The following is a 23,090-nucleotide window of genomic DNA, read 5'->3' as shown; positions in this document are numbered from 1 at the left end:
ACCCCGCCTTCAGAGAGCGACGACCTGGGCCGGCTCCTTGGCCGTCGGCAGGTCTGCGCCGGGCGGGTCCGGCTGACGTGACGGCGTGCGGTCGACGTCGTACCTCGTGCGCGCGAGGTCGTGCCCGATCCTGCGAGCGACGAACTCCTCGCGGGCCTGCGTCTGACCGTTGCGGTCGATCTTGTATTCGTTGATGTAGCCCGAGGCGACGAAGTTGTCGCCGACCTTGAACTTGGCGTGGGCCCGCTCGGCGGTCTTGGCGTAGGCGACGAGGTCGTGGAAGGTCGGCTCCAGCTTGGTGAAGCTGCCGTCGGCCTCCTTGCGGTAGCGCTCGACGCCGACGCGGGCATAGAAGCGGGCAGCGCCCTTGCTCGTGAAGTTGATCTGCGGTGCAGCGGCGATGAACCCGTGCAGGCTCATCTGGATGGGAATTGTCATGCTGACTCCTGAGCTCGGGCGGTGCCTCGGCTGGCAACCGCTCTCAGGAGTCAGGTGTGCACGGGACTCCGGCGTACGCCGCTACAGGCCGACTGCGAGCAGCTCCTGTAGGAATGAAGCACCGACGACGACACGATCCGTCTTGTCGATGCCAGCCTCCTGGGGAATCTTGAGAAGGAGCCCGTCATCGGTGCTCTCGATGTCGCCGTGACTGTTGCAGATGGTGAGGAACGACTCCTCGAGCCCTTCAATCTGTGGGGGACGGAGTTCGAACCCCCTGCTCACGCTTCGGATGCCGGTGCCGCTCTGAATCAGTTCCAGCCAGCGTGGAGCGGAAGCGTCCCCTGAGAACCACGGGTCCTTGACTCGATCGCCAGGGTCCGCCAACTCCCACACGCCGAGCAGGATCGGGTCGCGGTTGATCCGGCTTCCCTGCGTTTCGCGCATCATGATCATGGAGTAGCCGGGATCGCCTCGATAGATGCCGGGCCGGCCGGAGCGCAGGGACTCGTGCTTCAGGAGGTAGTAGCGCCAGTCGCGCTTTCGCGCTGCCTCATGCGATGCGATCGCGTCTTTGACCAAGGAGTCGCAGTACGACTCCAGGTTGGTCCCCGATGCCACGAAGCCGTCCAGGAAGCTCGCGAGCACTGAGCGGATGCTGCTGAGACTTGCCAGATCGCCCTCGGCGAGGAGGTAGCGCCAGGAACCCTCGTTGGTTGCCGATACGGTGCCGAACTGCCAATCGGAGGTCTTCGGGTGCGTGCGCTGGTAGTCGCCCACAGCGAGTAGGGCTCCCGTCAGATGGGGCCAGGAGCTTCGCTTGGTGAAGGCGTTCTCGAAGGCCAGCGCTCTTGCGTTGAACTCCTCGGCGTCCACCTCGAACGCTGTGAGGGTTCCGCGGAGGAGCTCGTGATCTTCGAGACGGAACACGGTGGGTGCAAGTCCAGGGTCCAGGGCGATGTGATTGCGCTTCCTCAACTCGTCAGCGACTTGGTTGGCACTGAACCGAGTGACTTCGTCGAGGTCCCCGGTGCGAACCAGGACCTCGACGTCGCGGACCAGACCTGGCATCCTGTCGCCACGGATCTCGTCTCCCGGTGCAGACACCAGGTTCCGGACGATACGGAGGCGGCGGGGAAAGTCGTCGGTGCGCTCGATTAGATGGAGCAGCACGGCATAGAGCAGCAAGGTCTGCTGGAGAGTGAAGTTCGGGTTGCGGCTTGCCTGACTGTTGAAGTGACGGATGCAGAGCTCGAACAGATTCGAGCCGGCGCCCGTGAAGAGAATGACCTTCTTCGGGTCGTAGCCATCCTCCCCCGGGCTGAAATGCCCGAACAGATCATCGAATACTTGCGCAATGTGGTCGGCATCGCGCCAACAGTCAAAGGCGGCGAAAAGGAAGTCGAGGTGATCCTCCGCGCGCATGTTCCCCTCGCCGAAGACCTGGCGTGCGCGGTCGCCGAGACGCCCTTTGACGACGCGGTCCTCGCGAAGTTCGCAGATTTGCGTGACGAAGTCCATGTATCGGACGAACTCGTCATCAACGAGGTTGTCGCCTCCGTGGAACTTCCAGAAGAGGTCGGACCATGAACCGTCGATCCTGTGCGCGAACGAAACGGAGCGCTTGCGCCCCAGATCGTCAACCCAAGGCGAGTGCGTGATGTCTTTCTCGAAGAGGGCCTTGAATGTCTCAAAGGAGGTCAGCGGCTTCCCGCGCGAGTTCATCTTGATGTAGAGGTCCTCTTCGGACTCCATGTCGTCGAGAGGAAGTAGGTAGAACGAGATGGCCAGGGGCTTCGCGCTGGTAAGCAGGTCCCAGGCAACGCGTGGATCGAGGGTTGGATGCAGTCGCAGGAGTTCTCGCTCGATGGCGTCAACCATCTCGAGCATCGACTGGATCGTCGGGTCGTCGCGCCAGACGTGCAGGTACCAAGACTGATCGACGATCCATTCGGACGGCGGCTTCTCGGGAGGCAGGAGCGGGAGGGCATGTTTTACGAGTCGACTGCAAAATCGGCGCGCGCTGACGCGAGTGGCGTAGGAGAAGCGGGTCCAAGGCGCTCCCGGATCGAGCTGTTCCGCGCGTGACGCTAGGTACCAGTGGAGTAGGAACAACGTAGTGAGGCGCTGTTGCCCGTCGAGGGGCTGAAAGGTTCCCTGGTCGACTTTGCCGTAGACGAAGTCAAGCCCAGTTGGCTCGACGCCGGCGACAGCATTGAGGAGCACCTCCAAGAAATTGGTGCGAATCTCCTCGACGACTGGGCCAGGGCGACCCTGGGCGTAGTCGCGCTGAATCAAGGGGATCTTGATCCTCTCGACAACGGGTGCGCCCTCGGGACGCTCCTCGAAGAGCCGAGCGAAGGAGGTCAGATAGCCCTTCATTCGGCACCATCCTCTGAGACCAGGAAGCGTCCCTTCCGCAGCACCTCGACCATCGCGTTGAGGTAATGCCTGCGGTCGTCGATGCTCCAGAAGTCCGCCTGGTGCTCTGCGCCGGGAGAGTAGTACTTGAGGAATACATTTCGGGTACAGACCGGGATGTAAGAACCTTCTCGGTCACGGTCGAGGATCTCGTTTCGCTTCACGGCAAAGACGGAGTTGCTCAGCGCGCTGTTGTCCCCACCGTCGAGCAGAGCGAGGTTGGCGATGGAGTCGATGTCCACAGCGGTGAAACCGCTGCCTTCGGAGAGCACAGAAGTCAACTCGCGTTCCAGCGCATCGAACTGAGCACCTTTGACCGGGAGGTTCTCGAGCACCTTCTCCACGCGAGCAAGAAGGTTAGCGTGTTGACCTGCGCCCGAGATGCTGATCCCCTTCACGGCGCGATGGGCCAACCGCAGCCACTTTTCCCAAACGTCTGAACTACGCGGAAGCTCTTGCGCGTTCTGTGCGTGGAGATGCTCAAGTGACCACCGCCCCGACGCGTGTTCCTTGAAGGAGTATCGCTCAGTTGAGTGCTTTCTTTGACGAATAGTCTCCACGTTCATTAGGAGAAGCACCCGACTCGTCTTCGAGCTTCGAAAGGAAAGTTCGCGCAGCAAGTTCTCCGTCAGGCTCAGATGCCCCCGAATCAAATTGTCGAGCTCGGATTCAAAGGCAGACTTCGGCCGCTCCGCAGCCACCGGAACGAGGCCCGCAAGGGTCGACACCCTCTCTGCCACGAGGTAGCCGATCTTGTGGTAAAGATCGCGGTTATGGTGCCATCCCATGACGAGGGAGTGCAGATCCACCACCTGGCGCCAAAAGCCCAGGGGATCACTCGCAATCTGCTTGCGTAGCGTCTCGAACGTGTGGAATGGGGGACGCTCGCGCCCGCGCAGGGGCCTTCGATCCTCGGGTGTCTTCCCGGTCTTGGCGCGGAAGTCGTCCGAAACCTGGTCGGCCAAAGTGTCGAATAAAAGACTTATGTGCGTCGGCTCCTCCTCCGACTTCCCAGTGATGAACGCCCATCTCTCAGGGTCGCGCAGCTCCCGCTCGATCATGTCCCACTCGACCGCCGTCTCTAACGACAGATCCGTATCGGACGACAACTTTCGTATTTCTGACAGGAGGAGTGCCTTGACGAGTTCGGCGTCGGTCAGTGCAATGCGTCCGACGTTCAGCCGCGTGAACAACTTGGTCGCATCCACCTCGCCACGCGGTGCCAGGTACCAGATAACCCTAACCTGTCGAAAGAGCGCGATTCGGAGCTCATCCGCTACGGTCTGAAGGTCATCATCCTTGCGCTCTTTAGTGAACCAATCGTGAATCGCCTGATAGGCCTCGTGAATGTGGAAGAAGTCGATGTTCTCCTGGCTACGTGCAGGGTCAGGTCGTTCAAGATACTTTGCACTGCCCGGTCGCGTCTCGTAGCGAATGCTGTAGTTGGCGCCTGTCTTCTTCAGCCCTTCGTTCAGCATGTACTGCAAGATCAGAAACAGGGTCGTAAGCCGCTGCTGGCCATCGACGAGCTCAAACTCGTCGCCCAGCTCCTGAACCACGATCGGCTGCAGGTAGTAGGGCCGCTCGCGGCTCTCCCAGATGTCCTTGAGGAGATTCCGGACTTCCGTACGACCCCAGCGATAGCCGCGCTGGTATCCGGGCACGAAGAAGTTTTCAGAGATCCCTCCAACGATCTTCGGCTCAAGGATCGCCTCACGCGTCGCCTCGTTCACCTGAAAGACTCTAGTGAACCGGTCCGACGTTCCTGCCGAGTACTTGGAAGAAGGGCTCGGAGGTCATGACGCGGCCCTCATCGCAGCGGACTCAGTGCGGATGCGCTCCACCGGGTCCTTCGAAACATCGCGAAGGGCCCAGTCGTCCCCGTCGACGACAATGACAGCGAGTCGGGCGATTCGCTCTACTTGGGCGCGCTGCTCGGCCGTCAGTTCGACCGCAGTGTCGATGAAGACCCAGTCGAACTGGCCAGGGGTGAACGTGCCGGCCCCGAGCGCCGCACGGACGTCGGTCGGGTAGACGGCGGCGACCTTGGGATGCTTGCGAACCAGCAGGTTGAGCATTGCCGTCTTCTCGTCGGGGTGGATCTCGGAGTAGGCCAGCCGGGAGTGGTCATCGACCATCGAGTGAACGAAGTCGTAGCCGATGCCGCGACCTCGGACTTTTTCGGAGCGGCCGTGAGCGCGCCACCCACCGCCGTCGGGGATCCGGCCGACTTTCTTGACGTCGACATGGACGAGCTCGCCGGGACGGTCGCGTTCGTAGCGGACCGCGGTGGTCTTCGAGGCCCGGATGACCTCGCCGGTCAGCGGGTCGCACTCGCGCAGATAAGGCACCTGGTGGCGGCGCAAGATCGCCGAGACGGTCCTGGGCGGCACCCCCAGCTCTGCTCCGAGCCAGTCTTGTCCTCTGCGCTGGTCATGACGCAACTGCACAACGCGCTGCTCGACCTCGGCGGCGGTGCGCCGTGGGCAGCTGCGCGGACGTGAGGACCGCTCGAGCAGACCGGCCTCTCCCTCCGCGCGGAACCGTGCGACCCAGCGATGCGCATACTGGCGGGAGACACCAAGTTCCTTGGCGACGTGAGCGACCGGTCGACCGTCGTCGATCACTCGAGCGACGAGCAGACGACGACCATGCAGATTCAGACGGGCATTAGCGTGGGCCACGAGGACCTCCTGGTTGGTGAAGACGTCAGACATCTCCACTAAGCCGGGAGGTTCTCCTCATTCACAAGACCCGCGCCGTCACCAACGTGCCTGCCGAGTACAGCTAGCGCATACGACCAGCCGCGACCTCGGCCTCTGAAGAGCCTTGCTGTGGGCGGTGTAAGAATCAATGCTGATCGTAGTGTGGCGACCGACAGGACCGGATGGAGGGCGGGCAAAATGGAGTTCAAGCCGTCAGACATGAACCCTGAGACCGCCCCTGAGTTCGGGCGCAACCCGCCTGAGCCTGCGAGGCAAGTAAGCGATCAGGCCAGGCGCGCGCTGGGCCGGACCGCCACTTCGGGCACGGTGCAGAACCCGTCGTCGGCGAAATCCGAGCGGATCCAGCGGGCGCTGGGACGAACGGCGATAGCCGCCACTTCGGAACCCTCGCGCGCGCGTGAGCGAAAGCGAGGCTGAGCGGCTACGCTCAGGACTTCATCAGGTCATAACGGGTCAGGTCCACCAAAATCGGCTTGTGGGTCAATTCGTGGCAGTGAACGACTGCCGAGTACGGCCCTCCCGGCGGTGTCGTCATCTCCGCTCTACCGAGCACGGGCACCTCGGCGTTTTGAACGCCTGACTGAAACGTCTGTCCCTCGTGGCGTGAGTAGTTCATTGATTGTGTCTGCCGGGCAACGGTCCTCATGCCGAGCCTCTTCGCGAAGTACTCAGTTGTGGGGGCGCCGGCACCGGGGAGCAGGATGTGCGTGACGCAGTTCGAGAGAATAGTGTCTCGATCCTTCTCCTTGAAGTCAGTGATCTCTTGGAGCGCGAGCAGGACGCTGAGCCCGGAACTCCGGGACGTGGCCATGAGTTGGGGGAGATCCAAGCGCTCCTGGAGTCTGGGGGCCTCGTCCAGTACGAGCAGCACCGGGCGCGAGCCGGTGTTGAACTTCTTGAGTTGGGCCGAGATGAACTGCGACAGGAACAGGCCTGAGACTGCCTCCGACATCTTGCCGTCAGCCAGAGGGGCCGTGATGAGCAGGAGCCCCGGTTCGCTAGCCACGTCTTGCATCTTCAGCTCGCGACGTGCTGTTACTCGGTTAAAGCCGGGAGTGTTGAGTACCTCTAAGTAAGTGGTGAGGAACTGAGCCTTCTCGTAGTACTCGGTCTCGGGGAGGTAAACGAGGTCCGTCAATCGCGACCTCACCCGATCCGGCGCCGTGTTGGTGATGTAGCGAGCCAGCCGCGGATGATCATCGAGCAGCCGAAGCAGCGTCTCAACTGTCCAGTTGTGGTCGCTCGTGCTGGCGTACTCAAGAAGCCCACGCATCCACTTGAGGTCGCGAAGCCAGAAGATTCGGTTCTGCCCACTGTCGTCGCCGCGCCCCACGAGCGCCTGAGTTGCCGCATCGAGGGCAGTGTCATTTCCGGCGAGCTCTCGAATCCAGTTCCAGGAGACGGAGTGGATCGGGTCGCTGTAATTGAAACTTGAGATCGCGACGTCCGGAAGGGGAGTCTGAGAGCCCGCGTACTGCTGAATGATTGACATGAGGTCGCCGTTGCCCTTGAGGTCGAGAGCAACCACGAGGTATCCCTGTGCCATGGCCGAGTAGATCCACGGAGCGATGACGGAGGTCGTCTTTCCGCTGCCCGCTGGTGCGTAGACGACCGTGTGCCTATTCGCAGTCTCTGGCGAAAGCCCAAACTCGTCGTTGGTCTGGAACCCCTCGCCCCTGCGACCTGCCTTGGGCAAGACGTAGCGCCCAAGCGGGAATGCCCACCTCTGCCATTGAATGTCGTTAGGTGTAGCTACCCCTGAGTAGTCCAGGAAATCCTGCGCCCCGGCGGGAATCGGATCCCACGGACCGATGAACCCACGACGCACTGCCCGGCGTCCCCTGTTGGCCCGACGCATCGCAGCGTTCGCCGCAGCGGTGTTCGCCATCTGGCGACTCGCCGAGTTGCTGGCAGCGAACAGGCCGCGGGTCACCTGCCAGCCAATGCCCAACACGCACTCCAATACTTGTTCTCGCTGCGGCGGCTACCGGCCACCTAGCGCTTACGGGTCGGCTGGCGCGACGTCTCCTCTGCCGGCGTGGGCACATCTCCCGCGGTACGCGCTCGGCGAGCCATTTCGTGCTGCGCCCAATCCCGTTGCGCTTCCTTCGCGAGTTGCTGGGTCACATCGGCTGCCGGGCGCGCCGACGCGCCGTGGAATTGATCCACAACCGGCCCAGCGAGGGGGTTCGCAACGTTGACAGCGACGCTGGTCGTCACTCGAGCGTTCGTAAGCCAGCGCTTGGCGCGCTGAAGGCCCGGTTCTGCCCCCTCTCGACTCTCAACCATCGCGTCCCCCTGCCTCGTGAGCCTCAGATGTGGATATGCTACGGGAGCCTGCTCTGAGAGAGGCGCCATATTCAAGTCCCTAAACGGAAATCCGTCGGGCGTGCAGTGGGGGGTTGCATTGGGGGAATCGACCGTGGGCGCGTCTGGCATGCCCCAAGACGAATCGGACGATGGGGAGGCGGGAGTCGGCGACCCGGGCCACGCTGATGTAGTCGGTGACCCATCAGGATCGAACCCCGAGGCGGCTGTTGTCAGCAACTCGCGCAAATTGCCCGATTTGGCGGATGACACAGGTACGGACGACGAGGTCGTATCGCCCGATGGGCCTTCGGTCGGCCCGGCCTTTGACGAGCTGACTTCTGCGCTCCTGCGCGTTGAGGCGCAGTCTCAGGCATTTCACGCTCGCGCCGAGAACTACGAGCAGATCATTCGGCAGATGCAGAACCGGATCGAGCAGTTGCAGGGCGATCAGGTGCAGGCCCTGCTCAAACCGGTCTTTCAGAGGTTCGCCGGGCTTCATGCTCAAGCCACTGAGGCTTCCGAGGGAGCCAAGGAGCGGGGGGAGTCGGCGGAGAAGGACTTCAGTTTCTTCGCGGTTGCCATCGAGGAAGCGCTCGGCCTCGTCGACCTCGAGTCGGTCGGAGCTGTCCCCGAGGTCGAGTTCGACTCCAGAAAGCATCATGCGTCACGGATCGTCCCGACCGATGACCCGGACCTGGATAAGCGCGTGCAGCGAGTCTTGCGTCAAGGTTTCACGTACGTCGGTGCTCCCCGCGTCCTCCTGCCAGCGCAGGTGAGTGTCTACCGATACGAACCGCCGCAACCAATCGCAAACGACGAGCCCCCTACGAGCAGTCCCACAAGCGAGCCCGGCGAAGGAGACCCCGGTGAGTGACAGTGTGTATGGAATCGACCTGGGTACGACCTACTCGGCGATCGCTCGAATCAATGACCTCGGTCAGGCCGAAGTCCTTCTCAACTTCGACAGCAACCCCACGACGCCATCGGTCGTCTACTTCGAGGGCGACAACAACGCTGTCGTCGGAGCTGAGGCTAAACGTGTGCAGTTGTCCGATCCGGACAACGCCTGCTCGCTGATCAAGCGCTACATGGGGACCGCTTACCCACAGGAGTTCAGGGGTCAGGAGTACACGCCGGAGAGCATCTCCGCGTTGATCCTCAAGGAGCTCGTCAAGACAGCGAATAGCGAGTTGGGCGAGGAAGTCAGCAAGGTCGTCATCACTGTCCCGGCCTACTTCGGCATCCAAGAGAAGGAGTCGACCAAACAGGCGGGGCAGATCGCTGGCCTTGAAGTCGTCGGGATCGTGACGGAGCCGGTTGCAGCAGCCCTATCTCTCGGCATCCGCGGTGAACAGCCCGAGACGATCCTCGTCTACGACCTCGGCGGCGGCACCTTCGACACGACCATCATGCGAGCAGAGGCGGGCCGAGTCGAGGTCATCGCGATTGACGGCAACAAGACGCTTGGTGGCGCGGATTGGGACGAGGCTCTGGCGCAGTTGATCGCCGACAAGTTCGTGGCGCAGGCCGGCTTGGGGGACGAGAACCCTCGCCTTGATGCTGAGTTTGAGATTGAGCTGCTGAGCCAGGCGGAGGACACGAAGAAGTCCCTCACCAAGCGTGAGAACGCCACCGTCCGTTGCCGTTTCCAGGACAAGGATGAGCAGATCGCGGTCACTCGGGCGGAGTTCGAGGCGGCGACCAAGCACCTGGTGGCCCAGACGCTTGAGATCTCCCAGCGAGTCGTGGCGGCCGCTGAGGCGAAGGCTCCGGGGCTGAAGGTGGACCGAGTTCTCTTGGTTGGTGGGTCTTCCAAGATGCCCATGATCGACATGGCCCTTCGGGAGCAACTCGGCTGGAGCCCCGCCAACACCGACTTCGACCTCGCCGTGGCGAAGGGAGCGGCCATCTACGGTCAGGCAGCCGTTGATGAGGTTCTCTCGACGGATGGGGCAGATGTTCCGGTCGCCGCCGACGCCGAGGAAAAGTACTTCCTCGGAGGGTCCAAGACCCTTAACGTCACCAACGTCCTCTCGCGCGCGCTCGGCGTCAGATTCCAGCGGAAGGAAAGCGACGACCTCTACATCTCGTTCCTGCTCCACGCTAACGACACGATCCCGGCAACGCCCGATCCCATTCGCGCAGGCACGGTCGTCGACAACCAGACTTCGGTTGCCATCGCGCTCTACGAGCAGGGCGGCGAGCGCGAGTCGGAGAACCCGAACGACAACGACCTTCTCCAGGAGAAGACGCTTCCCATCCCGTCTCTTCCCAAGGGATCGCCGATCGACATCACCTTGGTCGTCACCGCTGAAGGGCTCGCCCGGGTTACGGCGTACGACCCCACCGGCGGCCAGACGATCGACGTTGAAGCGCAGGTCTCTGTCCTCAGCGAGGAAGAGGTCGCGCAAGCAACCGTACAAGTCTCCGGCATCTCGCTCCGTTCCTGACGAGTCTGGCTGGGGGGAGGAAATGGCGTTCGATGCTGCGAAGTACAAGAACTCGGTTCTAGTCCCACTGGCTAAGGACAAGGCTCGGCTTGAGGTGCTCCAGCAGGTCATCCGTGAGGTGCAGGGCGCAGGTGGAGCATCAGCGGCGGCGAGGCTCAATGTCTCGGAGTTGTTTGCCGTAGAGCCCGGCCTGGGGGCACCTGAGCTGGCCGCGCATCTCAAGAGCCTTGGGATGACGTACAACAAGCAGAAGAACCTTCCCTCGGCTGGACTGCTGAAGAAGCTTCTCGCTCTGTTTGGAAACGACAAAGTCTGCGACCCGGGGTTCTGGGCGAGTCTGGCGTCCTTACGGCGCCAAGCGCTGAAGAACCAGCTCGCCGAGTTCGCGCGCGCGGTTGCGCAGGAGTATCCGCTGAAGGTCATGTCTCCGGCACAAGTCCAGCGGTGGGCAACCGTCCAAGGGTCGCCGGCTAGCGAGCTTGCGGCGGCGCTCGTCGAATGTGAAGTCGAAGTCTGGTCTGACTTCGAACTACCGAGGGTGACGATCCCCTCATCTGTTCGCAGAGTGACCACGTTCCCTGAGTTCAGAACGCTTGTGGACCTAGTGACCTGGCCGAGGCCAGCGATCGACGTCGAAGTATTGGACCCGGTTCATCTCTGTGAGAACAATCGCGCTATCCCGCCGGATGAGTTCGGCGAAGCGCGCAACAAGTTCCTCCGACAGCAGTCCGGTGTTCCCCGTGATGCGGCGCTCGCGGCCCAGAGCGCGCTTGCTGCGATGTCTGAATTGCGTACGTCCGTTGAAACCAGGGAGTTCGTGCTCGCTTCGGTGGTCGAATTGGCTAGGGGCGCTCTAGGGGGCGGATTGCCCCGGCTTCTTGTAGTCGAAGGGTTGGTGAGCCGAGGCGTTCATCCGGGCGACGCCGCGCGAATCGTTGCCAAACTGTCTGACGCTGACGAACTCCACGGCACCGTGTCAATTAATGGCGATCTGTCGGAGCTTGGAGCAATCCGCGGTTCACTTGAATCAGTTGCAAGCCAGATTTCCCGGTTTATCGAGGACCGGAGTGTGGACACGGCTGCGTTTCAGTCTGTCAGTTCGCCGGATGCGCGCTCGGGCGAGATTGAAGTCTCGGCCGTGCTTTCGCGGTCCCTCGGTGTCCGCGTCGATGGCGCGGACGTATCGCCCCGCGTCCTCTTCCTGCTGCCGGCGAACTCCCCACTGCCAGCCGAGGCCACGGTGACGATGCAGACGGTTGTGGATGGTCAGACTTCCATCTCCGTCGCCCTGTATGAGCAGGGCGGCGAGGTGGAATCAGACGATCTGGAGGACAACACTCTCCTCGGCGAGACAAGTCTTGACCTTCCGCCCGTGCCTGCAGCGTCGGCCGTAGAGATCTCACTTTCCGTGAGCGCGGAGGGTGTCATGCGCCTCGCCGCTCGGGACCCTTTCAATGGTCGACTCAGTAGCGTCGAGGCGAATGTGAGCGTCCTTGAGGACAACAGCGCCGCTGTAAGCCCGGCGGCGGTGGCGAGCATGTCGAAATCTTCAACGAATACAGCGAGGTCCCCGGTCTTCGGAGTCCACTTGGGGTCAACTCACGCGGCTGTCGCGCGGATGAACGACCTTGGTCAAGCAGAGGGCCTCCCGAACTTCGAGGGCAGCTTCACAACCCCGTCGGTGGTGTATTTCGAGGGGGCCAACGACGCGGTGGTGGGCGCTGAGGCAAAGCGTGTGCAGTTGTCGGACCCGGACAATTCCTGCTCGCTGATCAGGCGGCATATGGGGACCTTGTACCCGCAGGAGTTCAGGGGCCAGGAGTACACGCCCGAGGCCATCTCCGCACTAATCCTAAAGGCTGTCACGACTGACGCCACGTCGGAACTCGGCCAGGAGGTTAGCAAGGTCGTCATCACCGTTCCCGCCTACTTTGGCATTCAGGAGAAGGAAGCGACCAAGCAGGCAGGGCAGATCGCGGGCCTTGAAGTCGTCGGGCTGGTCACCGAGCCTGTCGCTGCTCTTCTTTCGGTCGGGCTCGGCGAGAGCCCCGAGACGATACTCGTCTTCGACCTTGGAGGTATGTCCTTCGATGTAACCGTGCTTCAAGCCTCGCCCGCGGCGATCGAGATCGTTGCGATTGACGGCAACCTCAGGTTTGGTGGCGCAGATTGGGACGAGGCCTTGGCGCAGTTGATCGCCGACAAGTTCGTCGCTCAGGCGGGTTTTGGGGACGAGAACCCTCGCCTTGATGCTGAGTTCGAGATCGAGTTGATCGGCCAGGCTGAGGACGTCAAGAAGTCTCTGACTAGGCGCGAGATTGCAACGGTCCGGTGCCGCTATTACGACAGGGACGAGCAGGTCGCGGTCACCCGGGCGGAGTTTGAGGCGGCGACCCAGCACTTGGTGGCCCAGACGCTTGAAATCTCCCAGCGTGTCGTATCGGCCGCTGAGGCGAAGGTTCCGGAGCTGAAGGTCGACCGAGTCTTGCTAGTTGGTGGGTCCTCCAAGATGCCGATGATCGACACGGCACTCCGGGAGCAGCTCGGGTGGAACCCGGTGAACACCGACTTCGAAGTGGCAGCCGCCCAAGGGGCTGCTATCTACGGCGCCCTGCTCCACGAAGACCACAGCTCAGGTGGTTGCTCTTGCTGTGAGGAGCATTTTCGGGAGGCGCGGGACGAATGAGTTTCGATGCTGCGAAGTACAAGAACTCGGTCTTGGTCCCGCTGGCTAAGGACAAGGCGCGCCTTGATGTGCTCCAGCAGGTCATTCGTGACGTGCAGGGCGCAGGTGGAGTGTCGGCGGCTGCTCGGCTCAATGCCTCGGAGTTGTTCGCGGTAGAGCCCGGCATGGGGGCGACTGAGTTGTCCGCGCATTTCAAGAGCCTAGAGATGACGTACAATAAGCAGAAGAATCTGCCGTCGGCCGGACTGCTGAAGAAGCTGCTTGACCTGTTCGGCAAGGACAAGGTTGGCGACCCGGGTTTCTGGGCAGGTCTGGCGTCATCTCGTGGCCAGGCGCTGAAGGGCCAACTCGCCGAGTTCGCACACACGGTTGCGGAGGAGCATCCCCTTGACGTCGTGACGCCGGAACAGCTCTCTGAGATCGCTGCCGGTATGGGTCTGGCCGACCTTCCGGAGACTGACCTCGCGGCCGCGCTCGCCGAGCAAGGGGTCGAGGTTCGTCCTGATTTCGAGATACCGAAGGTGGCGCTGCCTCCCGCTATCCGGAAGGTGACCGAGTTCCCGGAGTTTAGAACGATCGTTGACGTGGTGCTCCGACCGGAGCAGCCGACCGACATTGCAGTCATCGAAGAACTGACCTTCGGCAGCCCAGCGCGCAGGTTGGAGCCAGCCGACGTAGCAGCGGCCAAGCAGCGCCTCCAGCAGCAGGAGGCGCAGGTCGAGGAGCGCGCTCGCCAAGCGGCCCAGAACGCTCTCGGTGCACTGACTGACCTCAAGTCGGCGTTCGACATTCACTCGTTGACGCTGGCAGCCATCGCCGATGCGACCGAAGATCTCCTGCGTCGCGGACTGCCGAAGGTCGCAGTTCGCGCGGAGCTCGTCAAACGCGGGGTCCGGTCGATCGACGCAAGCAGACTTGTCGCGAAGTTGTCCGCGTCCACTCAAGCGCAAAGCCTGGCCGATGTTGCTGATCTTCTGGCCGAGGGTGACCTCGGCGAAGCTCGGCGCCTGTTGGACTTCCTGGAACCTCAAGCTGGGGATGACGCCACTGAGTGGGCCCAGGCCAAGTTGAAGGTGGACGGAGTTGAAGCTAGGAAGTCCAAGCTCGTCGCCGAATACGAGGTGGCGGTCAAGAAGAGGGACTTTGGTGCCGCGGCCAGGGCACTAAGCGATGCGCTTCAGATTGATACGCAGGACGACGGGCTGCGTGCAAAGAGGGACGTCCTGCCGCCGCCTCCCCCGGCGAACCTCTCGTTGCGGATCGATGGCCGAGCCCTGGAGGTGGCGTGGTCGGCTGATGGCGGCGACTTGATCCGATACTCCGTCGTGAGAACTCAGTCGTCGGTGCCCGCCAATCACACCGATGGGGAAGTTCTTGCGAGCGTTTTGAGTCAGCCTCGGTTCCGCGATGACAAGGCGCCGATCGGCGTGTTGGTTCGATACTCGGTGTTTGCTACCCGCGACGGCTCGTCCTACTCCGACCCGGCAACCGCGACTTCGGTTGTCCTTCCCGCGCCGTATGACTTCGCTGCCTCTCCAGGCACGACGGACGTATCGCTGTCCTGGGCAACGCCTCCGGAAGCAGCCGGAGTCGTCGTAACGGAGACGGCGCCGGACGGCACCCGGAAGGAACACCGCCCGGCCACGCCTGGGCAGTTGGCCGTTGGCGGCCTGACGACTGGTACGAAGTACCGATTCTCGGCGAAGGCTGTTTATCTTCTTGTCGGCGGCGAAAGGCGCGAGTCTGCCGCAGTCGAACTTGATGCCACGCCGCGCGGGTCCATTCGGCCCGTGGACGACCTTCGGGTCGAGGCTGCCCTGGCTGGCCACAAGGCGAGCTGGTCGTCTGTTGTCGGCTACACCGTTGAGCTGTGGGCGCTTCCGATTACAGCTCATGTCACCCCAACGACTCGCATCACCAGCGCTGAGCTGACGAACCTGTCTGGGCGACGATTGACCCTTCGACCGGGCAGCGGCCGAAGCGGCGAGACCGTCAGGGAGTTCGATGCCCTCCCCGACGTCAGCCTCCTCGTCCCGATCACTCTCGATGGCGACGGCGGACTTGTCGGCACGCCGCAGGTGGCGGGATCGGCGCCTTCGGTCCTGAAGCCAACGTCCGAGAGGTTCGGGGACGAGCTCCGCCTCTCGTGGGAATGGCCGAAGGGTGACTACATGGTCGAGGTCGGCTGGCAGGTGGGAACCCGACGGAGCACCCGGCGGGTGTCCCGAACCTCCTACAACGACGACGGCGGCGTGCGGCTGTCGGCATCTGAGGTTGCAGGGGAGGTGACGCTCGCAACGGTGGTGAGAGCGGGCTCCCAGGAGTGGGTGTCTGCCCCCATTTCCGTCCCCGTGAGCGGGGTTGCTCCTGCGGTCAGGTACGCGCTCTCCGTCAAGCGATCCAAGTTCGGGGGGAAGGGAACGGTCGCGGTCACAGTTGAGTCGCCGCACTTCCGGGGAACAGCCGAGCTGCTGACGGTCCTCAAAGAGGCCAAATTCATGCCCAACGCCGCTTCGGACGGCACAGTCGTCGACCGCCGTGTTGTCGACCTCTCCTCCGGTCGCAGCAGTTTCAGCCTGGACTTGGGCAAGGTCGTCGCCCCGTTCTGGGTGCGGGTTTTCCCAGAGCCAAGCAGTGGAGTCCGAGTCGAGGACCCCCCGACAAGTCAGATGCGAGGCCAATAATGGCGATCTTCAACTCAACGGCTCCGTGTCCGTATTGCTACACCGAGATCAACCCTCGAAAGTTGGCATACCGCTGTTCGGGCCGCCACGCGGCGGGCAAGTCTCCCTGCGAGAAGAAGGTTGACCCGTCTCGCCAGCAGCACTTCAACGACTCCGACGCCTACTGGCCCGTGATCTCGCCGATCGGATCGGCATCCGCGCAATGCCGGAGTTGTGGTGCGGACCCAGGGCCGCCGATGTGCCCCGAGTGCCACTCTCTGTTGCCAGCAGAGTATGGATCTGACTCGGCGCTCCTCGGGCTTGTAGGAGTGCGTGACTCGGGCAAGACGGTGTTGCTTTCCCAACTCGACACAGAACTCCAGTCGAGTGTCGCAGACCGATTCGATGCGACCATCGACGCTCCAGGTGGCAAGGCTGGACTAGCGCGCGACCTCCGTGTGAACCGCGAGCTCATGCTGAAGTCTGATGGCGTTCTCCCCGCACAGACCGATTCCAGCGGCGGAGCGAAGAAGGCTCCTGCCGTCTACGCCTGGCGCTACAACCGTAAGGGGCCGATGGGGATCTCGCGTGCCGCTTCGACAGTCTTTTCGTTCTATGACAACGCGGGTGAGGATTTTGCGACGCCCGACAGGGCGTTGAGCCAGGTCTACCTCGGTGCAACGTCTGGAGTGATCCTCTTGCTCGACCCCTTCGGCTTCCCTGCCAATCGGGAGCGAGCCAAGACGAAGGGGGCCGACGTCCCAGACACTGGCCCCGAGGCGGTGCTGGATGCAATCACGATGGTTCTGCGCACTGCCAAGGGCGTCAAGCGCAACAAGAAGGTGAAGCAGCCGATCGCGGTCGTCATCTCGAAGATCGACGCATTCTTCGACCAGATTCCGTCCGACCACCCACTTCGACAGCCTTCATCATCGAGGCCGATCTTCGACGAGTCGGAGTCCCAGACGGTTCATGACCACGTTGGTTCGCTCGTCGAGCAGTGGGGTGGCGCGGGCTTGATTCGCAAACTGGAGCATAATTACAAGACCTACAGGCTCTTCGGCTCCTCTGCGCTGGGCGCCGAACCGGACTACCGTTCACGCCGCGTCAACAGCCGAGGGCTGCTGCCCCACCGAGTCGCTGAGCCCCTGCTGTGGCTGATGGCAACCAGAGGCTTTATCCCGTCGACGGGAGCCTGACGTGGCATTCGAGGTAGCGACCTACACCGATGTTGTCGCCAGTGAAGCCATCGACGGCGTGGATGGCTTCAACTTCCAGTCCGTTTCGAGAGGTATTACTGGCGTTGACCAGCAGAAGATTCGGGAGAGCCTTCTCCACCGCGTCGTGCCTTCTTGGGCGCTCGAGCGCGATCCCCTTGGTCACCCGGGAACCTGTGCTTACGTGGTGCAAGAAGGTCGGTTCTACCTGTCGCGCGGGAAGTCCACTGGCGACACCAACAGCGGCCGGCCTGGTAACCAGATCACCCAGGCGATCGTCACGTCAGACCCAGATGACTTCGTTCCCTACCGCCCGGCGCAGTTGTACGGCGCGACCGAGTGGACCTTGGAGAAGGCCCCAAGCTCTACATCAGAGCCGTGGGTCACTCCGCTGGAGATCAAGCCTGAGTTCGAGCTTGCGACTCTCAAAGCGCTAGTTACCGCGGACGAGTGGGCAGCGACGGTTCTGCCGCACTTCCTGACAATGATCGACGCAGCGGTGGACGCCGAGCCCAAGAAGCTGGTCCTCATCCACGACGACCTGGACGTGGTGATGCAGTGGATCGCATTGGGGACACTCTTCGTCGATGCTGATGCAGCCCGTCTGCTTCAGTTCAGGGCACTGGTTGACGATCCTTGGCGTGCTGATGCGACGCTCGTCGGGGTGAGTCCGAACTTCGGTCATTATGAACTGAGTGCGGCGAATGTGCTCGATCTGAGCAGCCGTTCACTTCCCAGCATCAAGCCGAGCGATTCCGCACGTGTGCGGGCATCGTGGTTCTTGGAACAGGGCGCTGATGATGCGCTCAACGCGATCGAGATCGCCCGCCGCTGGGAGTCAAGCCTTGGCGCCGACCTCGCCAATGACGCTGCACGGGTCGTGGGACTGCCGGAAGCCGCGATCCCTGGCCAGTCCGCCTGGCAGGCAAGCATGGCGGCCACAGAGCAGTTGGCTAGCGCAGGCCTGCGAGACGACCTCGCTCTCTACGCCGAGGAGCTCTGCGAAGCGACCTTCGGCTACGGACCGGCCAACGCCCAAGAGTTCGTCCTCGCCGGCCGCGCGATCCGGAAGGCACACGACCTGGACATCGACGAACTCGCCTCGGGAATGCTCGTGCCCACTTTGGAGGCACTGACTGACGCACCCACAAGCATCGAGCCGTTCGCACGCGAGCTCGCCGGTTCACATGCCTCGGTGCGCTGGGATTCCACCGAATCGCGGACAGCAGCGAGCGCATTTGTCGGGGAACTGATGAACTCAGCGCCCGCTGACGCGCTGTCCGAATTGTTCTCCGCCGCTCGGGTGATTGCCGCGCCAGTCGCTGAGCAGTCACTCGCCAGTGCAGTCCAGCGACTCGCCGATGCCTGGGTGACGGAGCCGACACTCGGGAACACGTCATGGCGAAACTGGGTGGCTGGTCACGCAGTTCTGGCGGCCGTCGTCCAGAGCCTCGTCGCCTCCTTGCAGGGAGGCAACGAGGCGACGTTGACGCTCTTGCTCCGTGGCGATTGGGACTTCATTGGTTCCCATACCGACGACGACAGCCTGCACGGCTGGTTGAAGGCCGCCCACCTCGCGCGCATCCCGGTGGATGACCGCGACGAGAAGGTGGGGCTTACAACCCGCATCCCGGGTGAGGCGTGGCGGGTTGCGCTCGCCGGGTCAAGCGTGCCGAAGCACGCTCGCCTGTGGGGAACCTGGATCAAGCATCACGGTCTCCCGGTCGACATGGCGGCGACTCTGAAGGCGACCATCCGAGTTGTCCTCGATAGCGACCCCACGGCGGACAACAGCCCGGAATCGGGCGACTGGCACTCACTGATGGATAGCCTGCGCCGATCTACGGACACCGAGTTGGCAGCCTTTGCGGACGAATACTCCCGGGCACGTACATCGTTCAGACGAGCCCGTGACGAAGTGTCGATGCGATCGGCGGCTCGGATGGCCACATGCCTTCCCTACTTGGGACGACTGACACCATTCCTCCTCTCCGATGTCGGCTGGCTGCTGCTCAACTCCTCGAACTCCGAGGAGGTCGAGAAGCTGCTACGGGCCGCTGACCCGTGGGGACCAGAAGCGATCCGTACGTCGATCCTCGATCTGGCAGCGACCAAACATGTTATGCGTGCCATCGACCACGGCCTCAGCCTTCGCACCGATCCAGATGAGCGAGTGGCGGCAGCAGCGGAGGACGCACTTGCGGAGATCTTCTTAGCCAAGCCAGAGCTGGTGGCGACGGCGAGGATGCAACCGCATCTGAAGAGCGAGATGGACAAGTACGTGCGGCACCAAGCTAGTCCGTACGGGGGCAAGCGCAGGCTGGGCGGGCCGTTCCGCCGGAACAAGGGGGAATAGCGATGGAAGAACTCGCGGGTTGGTTTCTGATGATCATGGCAGCGATCGCTGCCATTGGATTTGCCCTCTGGGTAGTGGCTGCCGCTCTAGCGCGAGTCTTCGCATGGGTTCTCGTGTTCTGGATCGCGGCATTCGCGGCGGGCATTGCCATCGGCGCCCTAGCGGGCGTCGTACTGCCTGCTCGAGTGCTGCGCGGCAAAGCAGCGGAGGAACCCGAGATCGCCACCCCGGAAGCCGTCGTGGCAGGAAAGGTGCTAGGTGATGCACCGAAGGGACAGGCCAAGCACTTCGGTTGGGATCGTGCATGGCCGATCTACAACCCACACCAGGCGAAACGCGACGCTAACGCGGTCCTGACTCAAAGGAAGCGCACAGTTAACGGGGCGTTTTCGTGGCTCTTCGATCAAGACCCGAAGCCAGCGTGGCTTGCCGTTCTATTGCCACCCTTCGCGGGTTTCGCGATCGGCGCCTGGATCTCGACGTCGGTGTGGTACGTCGTCATGCGCCTTCTCGGCGGGTTCGTCTACATCATCCAACAAGGCGGGGTGCTCACTTATCGCTCCTACGACCGACTGATCCGACGCCGGCGCAAGGCGACGCTGAGGTGTGCCAAGTGCTATCGAGTCACGACGTCGCCGAGCTACCGATGCATCGGTGCCTCTTGCTCAACGATCCACCACGACGTGAGGCCCGGTCCACTGGGGATCATCCGCCGGCGGTGCGGCTGTGGCACGAGCATCCCTGCGACGGTCGGAGGGGCCGCGAAGCATCTCGACACGGTCTGCCCCTTTTGCCTCCAGGACGTGCCAAAGGGCAGCGGCACGAGACGTGTGCTGCCTGTCCCTGTCATCGGTGCTGTGGGGGCAGGGAAGACGCAGTTCTTGTCCAGCGGGGTGGTGGAACTTCAAAGCCGCATTGAGGCACTGTCGGGTTCCCTCGCACCCATTTCCCCAGTGGCCGAGACCTTCCTCAAGGCCGCCGCCACCGCGGTCACATCTGGCCAGCGCGTCGCGAAGACCGCATGGGAAGATCGGCCAGAAGGAGTCCCCCTCATCCTTTCACTGAAAGGCCGGGAACTTGAAATTCAGTTGATGGACGCTGCAGGCGAGAATTTCGTCGACTGGGAGCGGTCACAGGGCCTTGGGTACATCGACACAGCCGACGTACTTCTCTTCATGCTCGATCCGCTCGCGCTTCCCCAGGTGACTGAGCAACTGCGAGTGGCGAACATGGGAGGGGTAGTCCCTATCGCACAGGGCGACCCAGAGGACTCCTATGCAAGCGTCGTGGACCGCTTACGTGCTGAAGACGTGCGGCTCGGCTCCAAGAGCTTGGCGATCGTCTTGACCAAGCTCGATGTGCTGCAGAGGCTCCCGGGCCTCGGTTCGCTCGATCCATCAGACAGCGCAACGATCAAGTCGTGGCTGCGCCGTAGTGGAGCAGACGGCTTCATTCGTAGAGTCGACCAGGACTTCAAGCGGGTCGAGTACTTCGCGGTTGACTCCTACGGCACGCGAGACGGGCACAATCCCCTTCACCCTGTACGAGTCCTCGATTGGGCACTGAAGACGACCGACTCGCGACTGAGCGTGATCCCGCGCGCGGCGCCCGTGCCTGTTGCGGAGGGAGCGGCATGAAGAACGGCATCCCACTGATCTATTGGACTTTTCGTACAGCGTGGACCCTCATGCACTTCGTCATCGTTGCGGCCGCAGCGGCCGCGTTGCTCACGTGGGCGTTGGCGGACAACCGTGCTGTTCGGATCTGGGATACGTCAAAGACCAACGTCCTTGACGTTCAGCAACGGGTGTCCAATGTCATCCCGTGGCCGTGGGCGATGGACGAAGGCGGCGACAACTACAGCGGAGATGGCAACAACTACAGCGGAGGCGGCGAGAACCGCGGCGGGGGCGGCAACGACTCGGGCTCGACTAAGAGAATCAGGGTTTCGGCCAACATTAATGTGCGTGTCGCCCCTTCTGTTGATGCGAAGGTGGTGAAGGTCCTTGATAAGGGAAGTTGGGTCAAGGCCGATTGCAAAGTCGAGAACGGAGACCGTGTGAGCAACGGACCATACGGGCCTTCTAGGCGGTGGGACCACATCGTTGGACTCGGTTACATCTCCGATGCCTACGTTCCCACGAACACCGACGGACTGCCGAGATGCCGGTGACCGACCTGAGAAGCATCGGGATTGACCTGGGGACGACGTACTCCTGCGTGATCCATCGGGACCGTGACGGCAGCGAGACCATCGTTGAATCCTCCGACGGCGGGGAGTTGACTCCTTCAGTCGTGCATTTCGCGGTCGGCGAACGAGCACTCGTCGGGGAGGAAGCCAAGCGGATGCTTGCGCGCGACCCTGAGAACGTCGTGACGGGAATCAAGCGTCAGATGGGTAGCGAGTTTCCCCTGGAGTTCCACGGCCAGCGTTACACGCCCGAAGGCATCTCCGGCGTCATCCTGCGGCACCTGGCCATGGATGCATCTCGGGCCCTTGCCGTGCCGTTGGATGACCTCGCCGCCGTCATCACCGTCCCGGCCTACTTCGGCGTGGCGGAGAAGGAGGCTACCCACGCGGCGGCAGAGATCGGGGGGCTGAAGTGCCTTGAACTCCTTGCGGAGCCCGTTGCGGCCGCCTACGCCTACGGCTTGGCAAACGAACCAGACGTCACCTCTCTTGTCTTCGACCTGGGTGGCGGCACCTTCGACGTTGCTGTCGTCGGTATGCACAAAGGCGCGCCCCGTGTCTGGGCAGTGGATGGTGAAACGAGGCTCGGCGGACTGGATTGGGATAGCCGAATCCAAGACCTCCTGTGGGCGGAAGTGGACAAGCTGTCGAACGCTGACGATCTGCGCTACGACGAGGACGTGATGGGCACCGTCGAAGCGGCATCGGAGCGCATCAAGCGCCAACTCACGGGACGCGACAGCGTGACGGAGCGCATTCGGTTCCAAGGCCGGGCCATCGAGCTGAGGCTCGATCGAGCTGCCTTCGAGGAAGCGTCAAGGGACCTGATGGTCCGATGCCTTGACACCGTGACGCGCGTGATCGAGTCGGCTGCCGTCTTGGGCTCGCCAGCCGCTGGACAGGTGCTCTTGGTCGGAGGGTCGACCAGGATGCCGATGATTCGTAAGTCGCTGGGGGAGCGCTTAGGTCTTCCCGTCCGGCTCACCGACCCTGACAAGGCAGTCGCACGGGGGGCCGCGATCTTGGCCGCGCAGCTTGTCGCGCAGAGTGGGGGAGTCGCTGATTCTCGGCCCGGACTCCCAGGGCCGCTCGCCCGGATCACTCCGGTGCTGCCGCGGTCGATCGGCATCCTCATCCATTCAAGTCATGAGCCTTGGCGAGAGGAGCCGTACGTTCACCACTTCGTGCCGGCCAACACGCCGTTGCCCATCAACCACAAGGAACATGTCGTAGCGACCATCGTAAACGAGCAGGATCGGGCACGCATCCAGCTATACGAGCAGGGTGGTGCGGTGACATCCAAGGAGCCCGCCGACAACCGAATCGTCTTGGAGGGGGAGATTGTCGGTATCCCGCCGCGCGCGGCAGGAAGCCCCCTCACCTTGTTCGTGTCGGTCGACCTGGACGGGCGTATGACCGTCGAATCGGCCGAGGGCACGGCGAAGACCAAACTCGAAGTAGAGGCGTTCATTCACGGAGTCCTCGATGACGCCGAGGTCGCCGAGCAGCATCAGGTCGTCAGTGGCCTCACGTTGGATCGGTAGGCGGAGCAGCGATGGCAGCAGGATGGACTCGCAAGTCGTTCAGCTCCGACGGGGTAACTGAGTATCCCGTCGGCCCGCACTTTCAGCG

General features: G+C 62.6%; 13 protein-coding genes and 1 pseudogene. 9 read left to right on the top strand and 5 right to left on the bottom strand.

Going from position 1 to position 23,090, the window contains the following annotated elements:
* Positions 1 to 9: 9 nt before the first annotated feature.
* From G7072_RS14460 to G7072_RS14440, 5 genes and pseudogenes are all read right to left on the bottom strand, one after another.
* Positions 10 to 438: a single-stranded DNA-binding protein gene (locus G7072_RS14460; protein ID WP_166087537.1), complete on the bottom strand. Its 429-nt coding sequence runs from the start codon at positions 436 to 438 to the stop codon at positions 10 to 12.
* Positions 439 to 519: 81 nt separating this feature from the next.
* Positions 520 to 2,820, bottom strand: a complete 2,301-nt coding sequence (locus G7072_RS14455; RefSeq protein ID WP_166087534.1) for a DUF262 domain-containing protein — start codon at positions 2,818 to 2,820, stop codon at positions 520 to 522.
* Positions 2,817 to 4,592: a DUF262 domain-containing protein gene (locus G7072_RS14450; RefSeq protein ID WP_206063140.1), complete on the bottom strand. Its 1,776-nt coding sequence runs from the start codon at positions 4,590 to 4,592 to the stop codon at positions 2,817 to 2,819. The genes G7072_RS14455 and G7072_RS14450 overlap by 4 nt, the downstream gene beginning before the upstream one ends.
* 345 nt (positions 4,593 to 4,937) lie before the next feature.
* Positions 4,938 to 5,543: pseudogene (locus tag G7072_RS14445) on the bottom strand (leucine zipper domain-containing protein); the annotation flags it as partial.
* 469 nt (positions 5,544 to 6,012) lie between these two features.
* Entirely contained in the window at positions 6,013 to 7,473 is a 1,461-nt protein-coding gene (locus G7072_RS14440; RefSeq protein ID WP_166087530.1) for a type IV secretion system DNA-binding domain-containing protein, read from the bottom strand.
* A gap of 549 nt (positions 7,474 to 8,022) precedes the next feature.
* Here G7072_RS14440 and grpE point away from each other — a divergent pair.
* From grpE to G7072_RS14395, 9 genes are read left to right on the top strand one after another with little or no spacing between them, the layout of a single operon-like run.
* Positions 8,023 to 8,769, top strand: a complete 747-nt coding sequence (gene grpE, locus G7072_RS14435; RefSeq protein WP_166087528.1) for a nucleotide exchange factor GrpE — start codon at positions 8,023 to 8,025, stop codon at positions 8,767 to 8,769.
* Complete coding sequence (locus G7072_RS14430; RefSeq protein ID WP_166087525.1) at positions 8,762 to 10,345, top strand: Hsp70 family protein; 1,584 nt, start codon at positions 8,762 to 8,764, stop codon at positions 10,343 to 10,345. Before grpE ends, G7072_RS14430 begins: the two co-directional genes overlap by 8 nt.
* Positions 10,346 to 10,367: 22 nt before the next feature.
* Positions 10,368 to 13,031, top strand: a complete 2,664-nt coding sequence (locus tag G7072_RS14425) for an Hsp70 family protein (RefSeq protein ID WP_166087523.1) — start codon at positions 10,368 to 10,370, stop codon at positions 13,029 to 13,031.
* Positions 13,028 to 15,715 carry a fibronectin type III domain-containing protein gene (locus tag G7072_RS14420; protein WP_166087521.1) on the top strand — a complete coding sequence of 896 codons (2,688 nt, stop codon included), beginning with the start codon at positions 13,028 to 13,030 and terminating at the stop codon, positions 15,713 to 15,715. Before G7072_RS14425 ends, G7072_RS14420 begins: the two co-directional genes overlap by 4 nt.
* A complete protein-coding gene (locus G7072_RS14415; protein WP_166087519.1) occupies positions 15,715 to 16,893 on the top strand; it encodes a zinc ribbon domain-containing protein in 1,179 nt (392 codons plus the stop codon). Before G7072_RS14420 ends, G7072_RS14415 begins: the two co-directional genes overlap by 1 nt.
* 1 nt (position 16,894) lies before the next feature.
* Complete coding sequence (locus G7072_RS14410) at positions 16,895 to 19,267, top strand: hypothetical protein (RefSeq protein WP_166087517.1); 2,373 nt, start codon at positions 16,895 to 16,897, stop codon at positions 19,265 to 19,267.
* Between the two features lie 2 nt (positions 19,268 to 19,269).
* Positions 19,270 to 20,904 (top strand): hypothetical protein, encoded by a 1,635-nt coding sequence (locus G7072_RS14405; RefSeq protein ID WP_166087515.1) that lies wholly within the window; start codon positions 19,270 to 19,272, stop codon positions 20,902 to 20,904.
* Positions 20,901 to 21,440, top strand: coding sequence for a hypothetical protein (locus G7072_RS19810; RefSeq protein ID WP_206063138.1), 540 nt, complete (start codon positions 20,901 to 20,903; stop codon positions 21,438 to 21,440). Before G7072_RS14405 ends, G7072_RS19810 begins: the two co-directional genes overlap by 4 nt.
* Positions 21,431 to 23,002 (top strand): Hsp70 family protein, encoded by a 1,572-nt coding sequence (locus G7072_RS14395; protein ID WP_166087513.1) that lies wholly within the window; start codon positions 21,431 to 21,433, stop codon positions 23,000 to 23,002. The genes G7072_RS19810 and G7072_RS14395 overlap by 10 nt, the downstream gene beginning before the upstream one ends.
* The last annotated feature ends 88 nt before the right edge of the window (positions 23,003 to 23,090 follow it).

Source organism: Nocardioides sp. HDW12B, assembly GCF_011299595.1.
GTDB lineage: Bacteria > Actinomycetota > Actinomycetes > Propionibacteriales > Nocardioidaceae > Marmoricola_A.
This window is presented reverse-complemented; position numbering and strand designations above follow the sequence as displayed.

What these genes read in the sequence shown, in the direction of transcription:
- G7072_RS14455 (WP_166087534.1), bottom strand. Translation starts at nt 2,820, where the DNA reads ATGAAGGGCTATCTGACCTCCTTCGCTCGGCTCTTCGAGGAGCGTCCC.
- G7072_RS14460 (WP_166087537.1), bottom strand. Translation starts at nt 438, where the DNA reads ATGACAATTCCCATCCAGATGAGCCTGCACGGGTTCATCGCCGCTGCA.
- G7072_RS14440 (WP_166087530.1), bottom strand. Translation starts at nt 7,473, where the DNA reads ATGGCGAACACCGCTGCGGCGAACGCTGCGATGCGTCGGGCCAACAGG.
- G7072_RS19810 (WP_206063138.1), top strand. Translation starts at nt 20,901, where the DNA reads ATGAAGAACGGCATCCCACTGATCTATTGGACTTTTCGTACAGCGTGG.
- G7072_RS14425 (WP_166087523.1), top strand. Translation starts at nt 10,368, where the DNA reads ATGGCGTTCGATGCTGCGAAGTACAAGAACTCGGTTCTAGTCCCACTG.
- G7072_RS14415 (WP_166087519.1), top strand. Translation starts at nt 15,715, where the DNA reads ATGGCGATCTTCAACTCAACGGCTCCGTGTCCGTATTGCTACACCGAG.
- G7072_RS14395 (WP_166087513.1), top strand. Translation starts at nt 21,431, where the DNA reads ATGCCGGTGACCGACCTGAGAAGCATCGGGATTGACCTGGGGACGACG.
- grpE (WP_166087528.1), top strand. Translation starts at nt 8,023, where the DNA reads ATGCCCCAAGACGAATCGGACGATGGGGAGGCGGGAGTCGGCGACCCG.
- G7072_RS14420 (WP_166087521.1), top strand. Translation starts at nt 13,028, where the DNA reads ATGAGTTTCGATGCTGCGAAGTACAAGAACTCGGTCTTGGTCCCGCTG.
- G7072_RS14405 (WP_166087515.1), top strand. Translation starts at nt 19,270, where the DNA reads ATGGAAGAACTCGCGGGTTGGTTTCTGATGATCATGGCAGCGATCGCT.